Genomic DNA, 14,478 nt, shown 5'->3' with positions numbered 1-14,478 from the left:
GGCAATCTGGCATCTGAGCAGTCCGTTTCGCCGGCGGCTCCGAAAAGACACCGGGGGAAGTGCATTCCGCGGATCTTTCGGCGGCCGGCAGGGGATACCGGGCACTTTGGAGGGCTAGTGTGAAAGACGTCACACAGGTTCCCCCCGGGGCGGCCACCCTGGCCGTTGTCCGGCGCCGGGGGGTGCGCTGCGCCAAGCCGGTACTGCGCCGGGAACCGAAAGGACCTGCCATGAACGAGCACCGCACCATACCCCCACCCGGCGTCCCGGCTCTTCCATCGCGGGGACCCGGATTCTGGATCCCGGCACTGGTGCTGCCGCTGTTGCTCCTGGGCGCCGCGGCGGCTGTGTTCGTCCTGGGTTCAGGCTGGGTGGCAGTGATCCTCGGCAGCGCCCTGATTCTGGGTGCCGTGTCGTCGCTGGCCTTTTATGCGTCCGGCATCCGACGCCGGCGCAAGGCCCGGCACTGAGCTTCTGGCCGCGCCCGGCGCAGGTAGTCGAGGCAATCAAGTCGGTGGGTGTGACGCAGAACACATGCTGGATGGCGTGACGATTGCCGTTCCGGCAGCGTCTCATTCCTGTAGGCGACTCACCGGCGCCACGTAAGAACTGTCTATGAACACATACTTAGGAGTGATTCTCTTGTCGACACAGCCCCAGGGTAAGTCCCCCGCTGATCTGTTGCCCGCCCCGCAGTCCGCACCGGCGCCTGCCAAGGCCGGCAAAGACGGCCGCGGCGCCACCACCATCGCTGACGGTGTCGTGGCGAAGATCGCCGGCATCGCCACGAAGGACATCCCGGGCGTTTACGCCCTCGGCGGCGGCGCAGCCCGGATGATGGGATCCCTGCGCGATGCCGTCGGCCAGAAGGATCTCACCCAGGGCGTCTCCGTGGAGGTCGGCCAGACCCAGGTGGCCGTCGACATCACCCTTGTGGTGGAGTACCCGCATCCGCTGCAGAAGGTCGCCGATGATGTCCGCGACGCCGTCTTCGGCGCCGTGGAGGATCTGGTGGGCATGGAGGTCACCGAAGTCAACGTCACCATCACGGACATTCACATCCCGTCCGACGACGACGAGGCCTCCGATGAGGAGAAGGCCGCAGCTTCCTCCCGCGAAGCGCGCGTCTCGTGACCCCGATGGTAACCGGCATCGCGATCGGGGCGACCCTGGCTATCACGGCGCTGGCATTCGGGTTTTGGGGATTCCTGCTGGTGACGCTGTTTATGGCCATTGGCGCGGTCCTGGGCCGCAGCGCGGAAGGCCGGCTTGATCTGGGCGGAGTTCTCGACGCATTGCGCGGCAAGCGCTCCTCCTCATGAGCGCCGGCACCATCGAGCGCCCGGAGACAGTGCAAGCGGCGCCCCGCACGGGGCGCCGCGCCGGACACACCAGAATCACGTCAGCCGCGCTCCACCACACGGTCGAGGCCATAGCCGCCGGCGCGTTCCGGGTCCCGGCCAGCGAAGTAAAAGCCCGCGTCCACGACGATCAAGGACACCTCAGCGTCCTGGTGGACGTGGCGCTGCCGATGCCATCCCTCACCGAGGCGGCCCGAAACCCCGCTGCCGTCCAGGCAGCGGGCGGAACCCTGTATGAGCGGGCCGGGCGGGCGCGCGCGCAAATCATCGCCCGGGCGCTGACTATCGCCGGGGCCTCCGTGGCCCGGGTCGATATCCGCCTGGGCGGCCTGTATGAGAAGAAAAAGGAGAGCACACTCCGATGAGCACTGAGCTGCACGTCCGCCGGATCGCCCGCCGCGAAACGCACCGCTCGCGGGCCCTGACGTCCATCATTGCCGCGTCGGCCCTGATTCTTCTCCTGCTCTGGCTGAGCGCCGAAACCCTGCTGTCCGTCACCGGGAGCCGTGCACTGCTTGCTACACCGGAGCAAATCGGGCAGTGGATGGGGAATGTCGCGGTCACCACCATCCCGGCCGGGCTTGTCGCCGCCGGCGTGGGCCTGGTACTGGTGGGCCTTATCTTCTTGGTCTTGGCCCTGCGCGCGGGGCGCCGGCCCCGCCACGTCCTGGCGAGTAACCGGACCGCCGTCGTCGTCGATGATGAAGTCATCGCCGCCGCCGTGTCGCGGCGGGCCCGCACCGCTGCCGGGCTGGCCCCCGAACAGGTTTCCACCACCATCGGTAACCGCACTGTCAACGTCTTGATCCACCCGAGCTCCGGCACCACGGCCGACACGAAAGCCGCCGAGGCCGCCGTCCGGGAAGAAATCTCCCGGTACGGCCTCGCTGCCGCGCCGCGGATCACCGTCCGGACCAGCACGAAAGGGGCACTGGGCATATGAGTGGAACCCACCGCGGCCTGAACAGGCTGCTCCTTGGACTCCTCGGCCTCTTCCTGGTCGCCGCCGGGGCGCTGACCGCGGCGGCGGGCCTGAACCCGGACATCGCCGCCGGATGGACTGCAACAGGGGCAAACCTGCTGGCGGACATCACCACCGGTCTGGCAGGCGCGCCGATCCCGGGCACGTCCATCAGCTGGTGGACCATCGCAACCCTCGTCCTGGCCCTCGTGCTGATGGTCCTGCTCGTTGGCTGGATCGTCTCCCAGGGGGGCGGGCGCAGCAACCGGGCCAGCCACCGGGAGGATCCGGAGCAGACCGGTACCACCACCGTGGGGACATCACTGGTCTCCGCGGCCGTCCGCGATGCCACCAGGGGCGATGACCGGATCATCGCCGCCACGGTCACCACCTGGAAAGTGAAACGGACTGACGGTATCAAACTGGCACTCCAGGCACGCAAAGGCGTTTCCCCCCGGGACCTGGCCGAGGCAGGCGAGGAACTTATCGCCGGGCTCGATAACCTGCTCGGGGACCAGGGGCCGGTGCTGATCCGCATCACCACCGGGCTGAGGTCCAGCCTGTCCGGCACTGAACGCGTCCGCTAAGCCTCCCGGGGCGGCGGAGCACCCCGGGTCCACCACCCGGGCAAGCAATCAACCACAAGGAAAGGACACCCTCATGGGTATCGACGACAAAGCAGAAAACACTGTCCAGGACCACCTCGGCGCCGCCAAGGAAGGCACCGGCAAACTCACCGGCGACCGCGATCTGGAACGCGAGGGCCAGAAAGACCAGGCCGCTGCGGGCCTGAAAGACGCCGGCGAGAAAGCCAAAGATGCGGCCGCCGACATCGGCGAGAACATCAAGAACGCGGCCCGCAAGCTCAAAGACGGCTTCAGCAAGTAACCCGCGCCACCACGGTTTCCGCCCGCGGCCCGGTATCGGCCGGGGCGGGAAACCCATGGACCACCGCGTCACGGCCGCCGCGAACGGCGCCACAAACCACCGGCTCCTACAACAAAAGGGGAGAACGTGAGTGCACTCACGGCCCGTACGGAGGCCCTCGCTGAGGCCAGCGATGATCTGCTGGCCCGCCGGGCCGGCGACGGCGACATGGACGCTTTCGAGGTCCTGGCACGACGGTACGGCTCAATGATGCGTGCTTACGCCCGCCGCATTCTCGGCGCGCACGATGACGCGGACGACGTCGTGCAGGAAGCACTTGTCCAGGCATGGAAACAAATAGGCGGGCTTCGCGACACGGCCGCCGTTCGGCCTTGGCTGATGCGGATCACCGGAAACCGCGCCCTGGACGTCCTGCGGCGCCGAAAGCCGCACACGGCGCTGGAGCATGTCCCGGACCTGCATGACCCCGCCCCTGGTCCGGAGAGGTCGGCAGTGGCGGGCTCGCGCAGCCGGGCACTGGAACGGGCGCTGGCCGCGCTGCCGGAAGAACAGCGGCGATGTTGGGTGCTTCGCGAACTGGGCGGACAGTCCTATGAGGACATTGCCGAAGCACTGAATATTACCGGCGCCACCGTCCGCGGACGGTTGGCCAGGGCGCGGACCGCGCTGGCGAAAGAGATGGAGGACTGGCGATGAACGACACCACCGACACAGGCTGCGGGCGCACCATCGAAGATCTCGGCGAATACCTCGATTCCGGAGTATCCGATGATCTCGAACACATCCGGGCCTGCCCGCAGTGCCAGGCCGGGCTGTCAGGGCTGCGGCGGCTACAGGACTTCACCCAGGAACTTCTCGCCGCTGACCGCGCCGAGGCAGAGCAGGACGACGGCCCGTGGCTGGAGAACATTCTCTCCAATCTGAACCTGGAGATGAAAGCCGGGCGTAAAATCCCGCTGACCCCGGACCTCGCCGGCGACCGGCTGTTCCAGACAGAGGGCGCACTCACCGGCCTCGTCAGGGCTGTCGGAGACGCAGTCGAGGGCATCATGATCGGCAAATGCCGCTTCACCGGAGACGTCACCGTCCCCGGAACACCCATCACCCTGGACGTGAATGTCTCGGCCCGGTACGGCCACCGGCTCCCGGACCTCGCCGGGACCCTGCGCCGCGAACTACTCTCCGCCCTGGCAACCCACTCCGAGCTCAACCTCGCAGCAGCAAACATCACCATCACAGAACTCCGGCCATCCTCCCCGCCCGGAACGAAAGGACAGGATCATGACCGACCCCTCACAGCTCCGTAACCTCATCCTGTCCCTGGATGGCGTCCACACCGTCTACCCGGCCGACCCGGCCTGGAAGACCACGGCGCGCCGGATCCGGGCTGCACTGGATCCGGATGCCGGTGATGCATCTCCGGAGTACGTCCGGTTCAGCACGGAGGGGACCTCAACAACCGTCAGCGTCCGGGTGGGAGCCGACGGCACCGTGCCGGCCGCCGACCTGGCGCGCAGCATCGCCGCGGCTCTTCGCTCGGAACTCGACGGCGGACATCCGCGAGGCACCGTGAACCTCGCCGTCGAAATCAGCTCCATCCGCCATGCTCCGGCGCTGCCCGGAACGGGCCCCACACCGTGATCCGCCGGCCAGCGTCAGCCCCCGCCGAAACCGGAAGCACTTTACAGCGGACCGCCCCGGCGGGCGAGGAAGTCCACAGCACCGGAGCGCACCTGGGAACATTCCCGTCCGCATCCACCGGAACAGTCCGGCCCGGCTTCCCGTCGGCATCGGGACTGTCGTCGGCGGAATCCATGGACCACCGTCTCCTCGCGATCATCAGTCTGGACGTCCCACGGGACACGGTCCACATCGACATCGGCGGCAGCCTCACCGGTGTCTCCCGGGACGCCCTGTTCGGCATCACCGGCAGAATCCGGCAACTGCGGGCCGGTTCCCACATCCATGTGCACCTGGGCCCTGCACTGTTCGTCGAGTCCGCCGCCCTCGCTGGGCTGCGGAAGGATCTGGAAACTCTCGACGGCGTCCGCGGCGGACAGCCAGACCAGTCCGGCCAAGGACGGGGAGTGTCTCTCGAAACGCGCTCCCGCGGGAGTGCTCAGGAGTGGCAGCAGGGACTCGCCGGCATCGTCTCGTGCACTGCCCGCCTGGATGGCTTCACGGACGATGAGTTGCTGACGGCCAGCGACTTCGTCTTCACGTGGCTTGATGATGAGGATGGATGCCCCGGCACCGACGTCCCCGAGATGCTCGCCCTCTATGAGCTCATCGGCCAGGAGATGTCCGGCCGGACCGGACCCCCGCCCGCCTGAGAACGGGGCGCCTGACGACGGTACTTGCGTAGTCGACCCCAGCTCCCGGCATCCGGACGTAAACTGACCTCCAAATCACTTTGCGTGACACGTGGCTTGGAGTACGGATGCTCTGGAAACTGCTCGTCGAATACCTGCGGCCGCAGCGGCTGCTGCTGCTCACCGTCGTCGTCCTGCAGCTGGCGCAGTCCATCGCCTCGCTGTACCTGCCAACCCTGAACGCCGACATCATCGATGAAGGCGTCGCGAAGGGGGACACGGACTACATCCTGGGCACCGGCGGCGTGATGCTGCTGGTCACCCTGCTGCAGATCGGCTGCGCCATCGCCGCGGTGTACTTCGGGGCGAAGGCGGCGATGGCCGTGGGCCGGGACCTGCGTGGGGCGATCTTCAGCAGGGTGGCGGCCTTCTCCGAACAGGAGGTGACCCGCTTCGGCGCGCCGAGCCTCATCACCCGCTCCACCAACGATGTCCAGCAGGTCCAGCAGCTGGTGCTGATGTCCGCCACGCTCATGGTCACCGCTCCCATGCTCAGTATCGGCGGGGTGATCATGGCCATCCGGCAGGACGTGCAGCTGTCCTGGCTGATCGCCGTCAGCGTGCCCGTGCTGCTGATCGGGATCGGGCTGATCATCACCCGGATGGTCCCGCTGTTCCGGCTCATGCAGACCCGGATCGACACCGTCAACCGGGTGCTGCGCGAACAGCTCACCGGCATCCGGGTGGTCCGCGCCTTCGTCCGCGAGGACGTGGAGACCGCCCGCTTCGGGCAGGCCAACGAGGACGTCACGGACACGGCCCTCCGAGCCGGCCGGCTGATGGCGCTCGCGTTCCCCACCGTGATGCTGGTGCTGAACGTCTCGTCCGTGGCCGTGATCTGGTTCGGCTCGTTCCGGATCCAGGACGGCTCCATGCAGGTGGGCACCCTGATCGCGTTCCTGAGCTACCTCATGCAGATCCTTATGTCCGTCATGATGGCCACCTTCATGGCCATCATGATCCCGCGCGCGGCGGTCTCCGCGGACCGGATCGGCGAGGTCCTCGGCACCGAATCCAGCGTCCGGCCACCTGAGCACCCGGTCGGCTTTTCTGGCCGGACCGGCCGCGGCGAGCTGCAGATGCACGACGTCGGCTTCGCCTACCCGGGTGCCGAGGCGCCGGTGCTGAGCGGGATCAGCTTCACCGCCCGCGCGGGGCAGACGACGGCGATCATCGGCGCCACCGGCTCCGGCAAAACCACCCTGGTGAACCTGATGCCGCGGCTCTTCGACGCCACGGCCGGCTCGGTGCGGATCGACGGCGTGGACGTCCGTGAACTGCACCCGGACCTGCTCTGGGGCCACATCGGCCTGGTCCCGCAGCGGCCCTACCTCTTCTCCGGGACGGTCCGCAGCAACCTGCTCTACGGCAAACCCGACGCCACCGAGGAGGAATGCTGGCGGGCGCTCTCCATTGCGCAGGCGGAGGAATTTGTCCGGGAGATGGCGGGCGGGCTGGATGCGCCCATTGCGCAGGGCGGCACCAACGTCTCCGGCGGGCAGCGGCAGCGGATCGCGATTGCCCGGGCGCTGGTGAAACGGCCCGAGCTCTACATCTTCGACGATTCCTTCTCCTCGCTGGACACCGCCACGGACGCCCGGCTGCGGCAGGCCCTGAAGCGTCACACCGCCGGCGCCACCCTGGTGATCATCGCCCAGCGGGTGTCCAGCATCATCGACGCCGAGCAGATCCTGGTGCTCGACGCCGGCCGGATCGTCGGGCAGGGAACGCACGAGGAGCTGCTGGCGACCTCGGCGACGTACCAGGAGATCGTGAACTCCCAGCTCGCGGCGGAGGAGGCGGCATGAGCGCCCCTGCACCCGGCGGGACGGCCGCCGTCGAACGCATCCCCCGTCCGCGCGGTGGCCCCGGCCAGGGCGGACCGTTCGCCGGGATGAACGTGCCCGCGGAGAAGGCGATGAACTTCGGACCCTCCGCCAAACGGCTGCTGGGCCAGCTGCGGCCCGAGCGGCTCCGGCTAATGCTGGTGCTGGCGCTCGCCGTCGTGAGCGTGACGTTCTCCGTGATTGGCCCGCGGCTCCTCGGCGAGGGCACTAACCTGATCTTCGCCGGCGTCGTGTCCAAGGAGCTGCCGGCCGGGGTGGGCAAGGAGGTGCTGATCGCGGGCCTGCGGGCGGCGGGGGAGGACCGGCGCGCGGACATGCTCAGCGCTATGGCGCTGACGCCGGGTACCGGGATCGACGTCGCCGCGCTGGCCAACGTGCTGCTGTGGGCGCTGGCGCTGTACGTGCTGGCCTCGGGGTTTATGTGGATCCAGGCCTATGTCCTCAACGGGATTGTGCAGCGCACGGTGTTCCGGCTGCGCGAGCGGATCGAGGCGAAGATCAATAGGCTGCCGCTGCGCTACTTCGATTCGATCCAGCGCGGCGAGCTGCTCAGTCGGGTGACCAACGACGTCGACAACATCTCCCAGAGCCTGCAGCAGTCCATCAGCCAGGCGGTCACCTCGCTGCTGACCGTGGTGGGTGTGCTGGTGATGATGTTCATCCTCTCGCCCACGCTGGCCATCATCGCGCTGGTCACCATTCCGTTGACGCTGGTGACCACGGCGGTGATCGCCAAGCGCTCGCAGAAGCTGTTTGTGGCGCAGTGGAAGCACACGGGGGAGCTGAACGGGCAGATCGAGGAGACCTACACCGGGCACGCGCTGGTGAAGGTCTTCGGCCGGCAGCGCGAGGTGGAGGAACGGTTCCGGCAGAAGAACGCAGAGCTCTACCGGGCCAGTTTCGGCGCGCAGTTCATTTCCGGGCTGATCATGCCGGCCATGACGTTCATCGGGAACCTGGTCTATGTGGGGATCGCCGTGGTGGGCGGGCTGCAGGTGGCGTCCGGGGCGATGCAGCTGGGCGATGTGCAGGCGTTCATCCAGTACTCGCGGCAGTTCACCCAGCCGCTGGCCCAGCTGGGCTCGATGGCGAACCTGCTGCAGTCCGGGGTGGCGTCGGCCGAGCGGGTGTTCGAGCTGCTGGACACAGAGGAGGAGTCGGCGGATCCTGTGCCTTCGGTGGCGCCCAACGGCGGGCGGGGCAAGCTGGTGTTCGAAGACGTCTCGTTCGCCTATTCGCCGGACAAGCCGCTGATTTCTTCCCTGAGTCTCGTGGCAGAGCCGGGGCAGACGGTGGCTATTGTGGGGCCGACCGGGGCGGGGAAGACCACGCTGGTGAACCTGATGATGCGGTTCTACGAGCTCGACGCCGGGCGGATCACGCTGGACGGGGTGGACGTCGCCGCGATGTCCCGGCACGAGCTGCGCTCGCGGATGGGCATGGTGCTCCAGGACACCTGGCTGTTCGGCGGGACCATCCGGGACAACATCGCCTACGGCCGGCCCTCCGCCACCGAGGCGGAGATCCTGGAGGCGGCGAAGGCGACGTATGTCGACCGTTTTGTCCGGTCCCTGCCGGAGGGCTATGACACCGTGCTGGAGGACGAAGGTGGCAACGTTTCGGCGGGGGAGAAGCAGCTGCTGACCATCGCCCGGGCGTTCCTGGCCCGCCCGTCGGTTCTGATCCTGGACGAGGCGACTTCGTCCGTGGATACGCGGACGGAGGTGCTGGTGCAGAAGGCAATGAGTGCGCTGCGCTCGGACCGGACGTCGTTTGTCATTGCCCACCGGCTCTCCACCATCCGCGACGCCGACCTCATCCTGGTGATGGAGGCCGGCCAGATCGTGGAACAGGGGACGCATGCCCAGTTGCTGGAGGCGGGCGGGGCGTACGCGGCGCTGTACGCGGCGCAGTTCGCCGCTCCTGTGGCGGAGGTTTAAGAGAAATGCACGACGTTTTTTGTCGCTCCCGAGGCGTAGAGGTACGGATCGGCTCTGGGCGGATCAAGCTTACGTAACGGCCAATATCGGCGACGATTGCGAAGTTTTCGGGATGCTTGTTCAAGTCCGGAGCGTTTGATCTGGTCGCTACCACTACGTGGCTGGCAGACGCAGCACCTCAACCCGCCGCCACCAAATACCGCACTGGATCCATCCCCGCCGCCCACTGCATCCAGGTTTTAAACGCAGAGCCGATCAGTGCGGCGCGCAGATACCCCGCCGCGTCGTCGAGGACACCGACCGAAACCAGGTATGCCCGGGTGCTGTCACGCTAAGGCGCCAGGGCCTCGTCGCTGCGGCAGGCACCTCGGCTGTGGTTGCGGGGAAGAACTCCTTGCGATTGGCCTGGTTGACCGCCCTGGTCGAGAAGAGTTCACCCGGCTGCAATATCCAGCTTTAAGGTCATTGCAGAATCCGGTCAGCCGTTGGGGTTGACGGCGTAAGCGCCGTTGGCACGGGAACGTAGGCGGCCAAATCTGCCGGAAGAGCGGGCCTGTCGCCTGGCCAGGGGCCGTATCGCTCCGCGAGCTCGCGGGGCGACAGTGACAGCACTGGCCCGGGATACTCGGGCCAGCCGAGGGCAACCGCGGCCGGTTTGAGGTCAACGCTTTTTCCGCCCGCCTTGAACGCGATCGAGACGGAGGTGGTGGGTTTCTTTACCGGAACCGACCAGGCGACGGCGAGGACGTAGTCGACCAGCTGGGGAACCAGCTCCGCAGGGTACCCGCCGGTGAGGTTGAGTCCGGTGGTTAACTCGATCTGGTTCGGAAGGCCGACGGGCCCGCTGGTCACGAAGGATTGCTCCACGCCTGGGACTTTGCGGAGAGCATCCATCGCAGCCGAGTACGTCCAGGTGGGATCTGCCGGTGGCGCATCGGAGCGCCACAGACTGCTGCACCCGGAAAGAGCCACCACAACCGCGGTGACCGTTGCCAAGGCGGCGGCACGGCCCGGCCACGGGACCGCGGTCATGCGTTAGATATCGCGGCGCCGAGGGGCCTGCCAGCGCGCCAGTAATTAAGGCTCACGGCAATTCCGCCCAGAAGCATCGCCAGCCCGGCCAGGAGTGCGACCGTCAGGAGTTGCAGACCGTCGAATTCCAACCCAATCCAGCACACCCCGATCAGCGCCCCGCCGAAACCGGCGAGCCACAGGTCAAAACGCCATGTGAAACACACCCAGCGCCAGAACGCCCCCTTTCCTTCATCCACCTGTGTGTCAGGATGCCGCCGGAGCCAGGCGAGAAAGTACGCCTTCTTGATGAGGGAGGTGACGATCACCGCGAACAGGCCGCTGGCGACCGCCCCGTAGAAGCCGAGGGCTAGCCACACGGCGGTCGAGTTTTCGTCGCGGAGACCGGCCGGCCATCCCCCACCCGCCATGCTGCGCAGCGGAACCAGGATCAGCAGGGCCCAGGCGGCCAGGGGAACGAGACTCCAGAGGCCGTGCGCCCAGAGCGCGAGCGGCCGGTAGATCGCGAGGACGGACCCGCCGCGCAGGCCGGTGGTGGGCAGTTCGTACATTTCGCCTCGCCGGCGCAGATATCCAGGGATGAGGAAACAGGTGGCCGCCACCAGCAGAATGCCGGGCCCGGCGGTGAGGGCCGAGAGCCCCGACAGCTTGCGTTCGACGAACCCGAACTCCGCCCGATAGGTGACCGTGCGGTTGGCGATGCGGGCCAGCGCCTCGGCCTGGAGGGTCGCTGTGCCGAGAATAATGACGGCGAGCAGGACCATAGCGCTCAGTGCCAGAACCAAGCCGACACCCAGGAGTACGAGGCCACGTCCGGTCCGGGCGGGTCCTGCACCAGGCGGAGCTGGGGCAGGAGGGGCAGGGGGAACGGGTGAAGAAGTGGCGCTCACGCAGCACACTCTCTCTCAGGTCGCATACACGGACCGCAAAAGCAGATTAGTCTGCGGAGGTGAATCCCAGCCTACGGGTCAAGGACCATGGCGGAGACCCGGTCCCAAAGGTTCGGGTGTCAGTCTTTCTTCAGTTTCTCGGCGAGCATCACGATGATTCCGCTGGGACCGCGGAGGTACGTGAGTTTATAGACGTCCTTATAGGTCGCCACACCGCGAAGCGGATGGCATCCGTGCTTCGCTGCTACCTCGAGGGCCTTATCAATGTCGTCGACCGAGAAGGCCACGCGGTGCATGCCGATGTCGTTGGGACGAGTTGGGTTCGACTCGATCGCTGCGGGATGGATGTATTCGAAGAGCTCAAGTCGACCGTGACCGTCGGGGGTTTGGAGCATCGCAATGTTGGCGTGGTTGCCATCAAGTCCGACGGCAGTATCGGTCCACTCGCCGCTGACCGTGTCACGGCCGACGACCGTGAGCCCGAGGTCGGTGAAAAAGGCGATGGTTGCTTCGAGGTCGCGAACGGCTATACCGACGTTCTCAATTTTGATGGCCATGTTTGAAGCTACCAAGCCGGACCGATTAGCTCCAGGGGCGACGCCGAGCCAACGACCCGTGCCAGACCTATGGGCTAAAAGGCGCGGGTTAGGATCGGGCATGCCCAAGCCGTCTAAGTCTCAACGTCGCTCATCACCTCAAGTGGCATCTACCAAAGCTGTGAGGAGTGAGATGCGTTCACGCACGGCTGTGAGGCGTAAGCCGTTGCGATTGCGTGAGGCTGTAAAGTCTGCCCCGGTGCGTTTGCGCACGAAAGTCTTCTAGATTGTTTCCGCAGGCATATATGTGGTGTCCATATTGGTGCCCGCGAGTATGGGTTTGTGGGTGTGGATGCAGGGAGTCATTATTGTGATGCCATTCCTGGTTCTCATCGCTCAGGCCGTGATACTTGGGGATCAGACGCCTGACGGCGGTACCCTCACCATCGACGTCAACAATAGCGGGGGAGACTGCAGCAGCGGGGGAGACTGCTGACCAGCCGGACGCCACCGTGGCGTGCAGGATCCGGTTTCCGGGAGGTCGTCTAGAAGAGGTCCTGAAGCCGTCGGATACCGAGTTTTTGCAGAATGCTGCTCACATGGGTTTTTACAGTGGGGATTTCGATGAACAGTTCATTGGCGATCTCCGCGTTGGTGAACCGTTGCAGCATAAAGCCCAATATTTCCCGTTCGCGGGAAGTTATTCTTGAATTCTCCAGGCGCCGCTCGAGGTTTCTGAGTTGCTCCGAACTTTCCGAGCTCTCCGGGCCGAGAATCCAGACCCGACGGCCGGAAGCGATGGCACGAATCGTATCCAACAACCTGCTCGTCTGTTCCCCCTTGTGGAGGAAACTATCTGCGCCCGACAGATAAGCCGATGAGGCGTCTTCGCGGGAATTGAATGAGGTGTAAATAAGCACGTGCGGCGCATTGGGGCCGCTCTTTATTTCCCGGCAAAGTTCTACGCCTCTGAGTTCGCCGCCCAGGCGCAGGGGAAGGATAACGAGGTCGGGCTTCGTGGCTCTGACTGTATCGAACGCGTGGGATTCGGTCGCGCTTTCCCCTACTATCCGCATGTCCGGCTGGGTTTCCAGAACGGTGCGCAGACCGAGCCGGACAATGGGGTGGTCTTCGACAAGCAGGATCGTGGTGTCAGTCCCGCGGTGAGGCACGCCGGGATGCAGCGGGTCACCGCCAAACGCTGCCGAGTGTTCTTGAGCTCTTGAAAACGTCACTGCATCCTCTTCCGCCCGTTTGAGGTCCTGTGCCAACTGATGGATTCCTGTGAGTCGACGTCTTCGGCTGCAGCAGCAGAATACGGAGGCTATCTCAAAATCTCATACCAAAGGATGGATCCTTTGCCATGATGGCATGCCCTACCGTCGTAACAACAAATCCATTGTTGAGCCGGTTGGGTGCGCACACGCAAAATGGTGCGCCTGGCACGATCCCTACGCTGAAGGGCCGTTATGAGCGCAAAGACACAACTGGAACCGTTAGTAGGCACGGACGATTCTGGCAAGAACGCACAAACCGGCGCCGTAGGCCTTTCACCGCTGCGCTCCCGAATCCTCTGGACCCTAGCGGCCGTCGGACTCTTCGGAGCTCTGGTGGGGGGACTGACGTCGGGCGCTCCGACGCTCTGGGGGCTGCTGCCCATTGTCCTTTACGCCGTCCTGTGCCTGCTCGGCATGGACATTGTCGTCGCCACTCTCGTGGCACTGCTGGCCGGTGTTCTGGTTCTCCACCCCACCCCGGTTGAATTCAGCGTCCTGCTGGGTGATTCCCTGGCCGACCTCGTCACCATGATCGGTCTGATCATTATGCTTGGCGCCGGCGTCGGCGAAGTGCTTAAGAAAACCGGCGTAGCCACCATGATCGTCAAGGGTGTCATGCGCACTGTGGGAGAGGACAACAAGACCGGCGTGATCTATGGGGTCATGATCTCCAGCGGGCTGCTCGTGGCCAGTTTGGGGACCTTGGCGGGTGCGCTGGCCATAGCCGCCCCGATCCTGCTACCCATCGCCGCCCGGCTGGGCTTCACACGATCAGCCACAGCTTCGATGATGTTCATCGGCGGTTGTGCCGGACTGGCCGTGGCACCGTTTGCCGGGTCAAACGTGGCAATCATGTCCGCAGCGAGAGTCGGATACCTCGAGTACCTGATGTACGGAGCAGGGCCGCTGGCCCTGCTCTCCCTGGCGCTGGGTCCCGTAATCGTCCAGTGGATGCAGCGGCGGACTGCGAAAACCGGCGATAACTATTCCGTGGAAGAGGTCGGCTCCGAGGACGCCCCCCTGCCGGTCTATGCGGCGGTCACCACAATTGTTTTCGCCCTAGCCCGGATTTTTCATCGGTCGGCGGTCGGGGCGCTGGGTGCGGTTTTTGCCGTCCCGGCGGGCTGAATCGGATTTCGGGCGTGGCTGAGAGGCCCTGGGTCGCCGGGTCAGGCGCGGGCTTCCACTGGTCCCGTGGGTGTTCTTCTTTCCTGCTCGTGATCTTCCGTGGGCTGCGGTGTCAGGCCCGCAGGAGGACCGCGGGACGGTTCGCGGCGGAGGCGATCCTGCCGATGGCTTCGAGCAGGGTGCTGATCAGGGGTTGCTCGGGCGCGGCGGCGGGCAGCAGGAGATGGCTTTTACGGGCGCGGGTGA

Annotated in this window: 18 protein-coding genes; 14 read left to right on the top strand and 4 right to left on the bottom strand. The window is 65.8% G+C overall.

The window, feature by feature from the left end:
• The first annotated feature begins 119 nt into the window (after positions 1–119).
• The 13 genes from RCH07_RS04605 (at position 120) to RCH07_RS04545 (ending at position 9,369) form a co-directional block, all read left to right on the top strand.
• Positions 120–470 carry a hypothetical protein gene (locus tag RCH07_RS04605; protein WP_326966296.1) on the top strand — a complete coding sequence of 117 codons (351 nt, stop codon included), beginning with the start codon at positions 120–122 and terminating at the stop codon, positions 468–470.
• Positions 471–678: 208 nt separating this feature from the next.
• Positions 679–1,134 (top strand): Asp23/Gls24 family envelope stress response protein, encoded by a 456-nt coding sequence (locus tag RCH07_RS04600; protein ID WP_442784774.1) that lies wholly within the window; start codon positions 679–681, stop codon positions 1,132–1,134.
• Positions 1,131–1,322 (top strand): DUF2273 domain-containing protein, encoded by a 192-nt coding sequence (locus RCH07_RS04595; RefSeq protein ID WP_326966295.1) that lies wholly within the window; start codon positions 1,131–1,133, stop codon positions 1,320–1,322. Before RCH07_RS04600 ends, RCH07_RS04595 begins: the two co-directional genes overlap by 4 nt.
• Complete coding sequence (locus RCH07_RS04590) at positions 1,319–1,726, top strand: hypothetical protein (protein WP_326966294.1); 408 nt, start codon at positions 1,319–1,321, stop codon at positions 1,724–1,726. The genes RCH07_RS04595 and RCH07_RS04590 overlap by 4 nt, the downstream gene beginning before the upstream one ends.
• Positions 1,723–2,304 carry a DUF6286 domain-containing protein gene (locus RCH07_RS04585; protein WP_326966293.1) on the top strand — a complete coding sequence of 194 codons (582 nt, stop codon included), beginning with the start codon at positions 1,723–1,725 and terminating at the stop codon, positions 2,302–2,304. The genes RCH07_RS04590 and RCH07_RS04585 overlap by 4 nt, the downstream gene beginning before the upstream one ends.
• A complete protein-coding gene (locus RCH07_RS04580) occupies positions 2,301–2,909 on the top strand; it encodes a hypothetical protein (RefSeq protein ID WP_326966292.1) in 609 nt (202 codons plus the stop codon). The genes RCH07_RS04585 and RCH07_RS04580 overlap by 4 nt, the downstream gene beginning before the upstream one ends.
• A 73-nt stretch (positions 2,910–2,982) precedes the next feature.
• Positions 2,983–3,210 (top strand): CsbD family protein, encoded by a 228-nt coding sequence (locus RCH07_RS04575; RefSeq protein WP_326966291.1) that lies wholly within the window; start codon positions 2,983–2,985, stop codon positions 3,208–3,210.
• Positions 3,211–3,336: 126 nt separating this feature from the next.
• Entirely contained in the window at positions 3,337–3,906 is a 570-nt protein-coding gene (locus tag RCH07_RS04570; RefSeq protein ID WP_326966290.1) for an RNA polymerase sigma factor, read from the top strand.
• A complete protein-coding gene (locus tag RCH07_RS04565) occupies positions 3,903–4,517 on the top strand; it encodes an Asp23/Gls24 family envelope stress response protein (RefSeq protein WP_326966289.1) in 615 nt (204 codons plus the stop codon). The genes RCH07_RS04570 and RCH07_RS04565 overlap by 4 nt, the downstream gene beginning before the upstream one ends.
• Positions 4,492–4,851 (top strand): hypothetical protein, encoded by a 360-nt coding sequence (locus tag RCH07_RS04560; protein ID WP_326966288.1) that lies wholly within the window; start codon positions 4,492–4,494, stop codon positions 4,849–4,851. Before RCH07_RS04565 ends, RCH07_RS04560 begins: the two co-directional genes overlap by 26 nt.
• 173 nt (positions 4,852–5,024) lie before the next feature.
• The gene (locus RCH07_RS04555) at positions 5,025–5,543 is read left to right on the top strand and encodes a hypothetical protein (RefSeq protein ID WP_326966287.1); all 519 of its coding nucleotides are present in this window, start codon (positions 5,025–5,027) and stop codon (positions 5,541–5,543) included.
• 107 nt (positions 5,544–5,650) lie between these two features.
• Positions 5,651–7,390: an ABC transporter ATP-binding protein gene (locus RCH07_RS04550; protein WP_326966286.1), complete on the top strand. Its 1,740-nt coding sequence runs from the start codon at positions 5,651–5,653 to the stop codon at positions 7,388–7,390.
• Positions 7,387–9,369, top strand: a complete 1,983-nt coding sequence (locus RCH07_RS04545; RefSeq protein ID WP_326966285.1) for an ABC transporter ATP-binding protein — start codon at positions 7,387–7,389, stop codon at positions 9,367–9,369. Before RCH07_RS04550 ends, RCH07_RS04545 begins: the two co-directional genes overlap by 4 nt.
• A 462-nt stretch (positions 9,370–9,831) precedes the next feature.
• Here the strand turns inward: RCH07_RS04545 and RCH07_RS04540 are convergent, their stop codons facing one another.
• The 4 genes from RCH07_RS04540 to RCH07_RS04525 form a co-directional block, all read right to left on the bottom strand.
• Complete coding sequence (locus RCH07_RS04540) at positions 9,832–10,236, bottom strand: hypothetical protein (protein WP_326966284.1); 405 nt, start codon at positions 10,234–10,236, stop codon at positions 9,832–9,834.
• Between the two features lie 161 nt (positions 10,237–10,397).
• A complete protein-coding gene (locus tag RCH07_RS04535; RefSeq protein WP_326966283.1) occupies positions 10,398–11,165 on the bottom strand; it encodes a hypothetical protein in 768 nt (255 codons plus the stop codon).
• A gap of 245 nt (positions 11,166–11,410) precedes the next feature.
• Complete coding sequence (locus RCH07_RS04530) at positions 11,411–11,848, bottom strand: VOC family protein (protein WP_326966282.1); 438 nt, start codon at positions 11,846–11,848, stop codon at positions 11,411–11,413.
• Between the two features lie 524 nt (positions 11,849–12,372).
• Positions 12,373–13,098 carry a response regulator transcription factor gene (locus RCH07_RS04525; protein WP_326966281.1) on the bottom strand — a complete coding sequence of 242 codons (726 nt, stop codon included), beginning with the start codon at positions 13,096–13,098 and terminating at the stop codon, positions 12,373–12,375.
• A 198-nt stretch (positions 13,099–13,296) separates the two neighbouring features.
• Between RCH07_RS04525 and RCH07_RS04520 the strand changes: the two genes are divergently transcribed.
• A complete protein-coding gene (locus RCH07_RS04520; RefSeq protein WP_326966280.1) occupies positions 13,297–14,232 on the top strand; it encodes a Na+/H+ antiporter NhaC family protein in 936 nt (311 codons plus the stop codon).
• Positions 14,233–14,478 lie beyond the last annotated feature (246 nt).

Source organism: Arthrobacter sp. CG_A4, from assembly GCF_035985125.1.
Taxonomy (GTDB): domain Bacteria; phylum Actinomycetota; class Actinomycetes; order Actinomycetales; family Micrococcaceae; genus Arthrobacter.
This window is presented reverse-complemented; position numbering and strand designations above follow the sequence as displayed.

Excerpts from the sequence above, each read along its gene's own strand:
- RCH07_RS04560 (WP_326966288.1), top strand. The coding sequence starts at position 4,492 with ATGACCGACCCCTCACAGCTCCGTAACCTCATCCTGTCCCTGGATGGC.
- RCH07_RS04545 (WP_326966285.1), top strand. The coding sequence starts at position 7,387 with ATGAGCGCCCCTGCACCCGGCGGGACGGCCGCCGTCGAACGCATCCCC.
- RCH07_RS04575 (WP_326966291.1), top strand. The coding sequence starts at position 2,983 with ATGGGTATCGACGACAAAGCAGAAAACACTGTCCAGGACCACCTCGGC.
- RCH07_RS04530 (WP_326966282.1), bottom strand. The coding sequence starts at position 11,848 with ATGGCCATCAAAATTGAGAACGTCGGTATAGCCGTTCGCGACCTCGAA.
- RCH07_RS04550 (WP_326966286.1), top strand. The coding sequence starts at position 5,651 with ATGCTCTGGAAACTGCTCGTCGAATACCTGCGGCCGCAGCGGCTGCTG.
- RCH07_RS04590 (WP_326966294.1), top strand. The coding sequence starts at position 1,319 with ATGAGCGCCGGCACCATCGAGCGCCCGGAGACAGTGCAAGCGGCGCCC.
- RCH07_RS04555 (WP_326966287.1), top strand. The coding sequence starts at position 5,025 with ATGGACCACCGTCTCCTCGCGATCATCAGTCTGGACGTCCCACGGGAC.
- RCH07_RS04585 (WP_326966293.1), top strand. The coding sequence starts at position 1,723 with ATGAGCACTGAGCTGCACGTCCGCCGGATCGCCCGCCGCGAAACGCAC.
- RCH07_RS04535 (WP_326966283.1), bottom strand. The coding sequence starts at position 11,165 with ATGGTCCTGCTCGCCGTCATTATTCTCGGCACAGCGACCCTCCAGGCC.
- RCH07_RS04580 (WP_326966292.1), top strand. The coding sequence starts at position 2,301 with ATGAGTGGAACCCACCGCGGCCTGAACAGGCTGCTCCTTGGACTCCTC.
- RCH07_RS04520 (WP_326966280.1), top strand. The coding sequence starts at position 13,297 with ATGAGCGCAAAGACACAACTGGAACCGTTAGTAGGCACGGACGATTCT.
- RCH07_RS04565 (WP_326966289.1), top strand. The coding sequence starts at position 3,903 with ATGAACGACACCACCGACACAGGCTGCGGGCGCACCATCGAAGATCTC.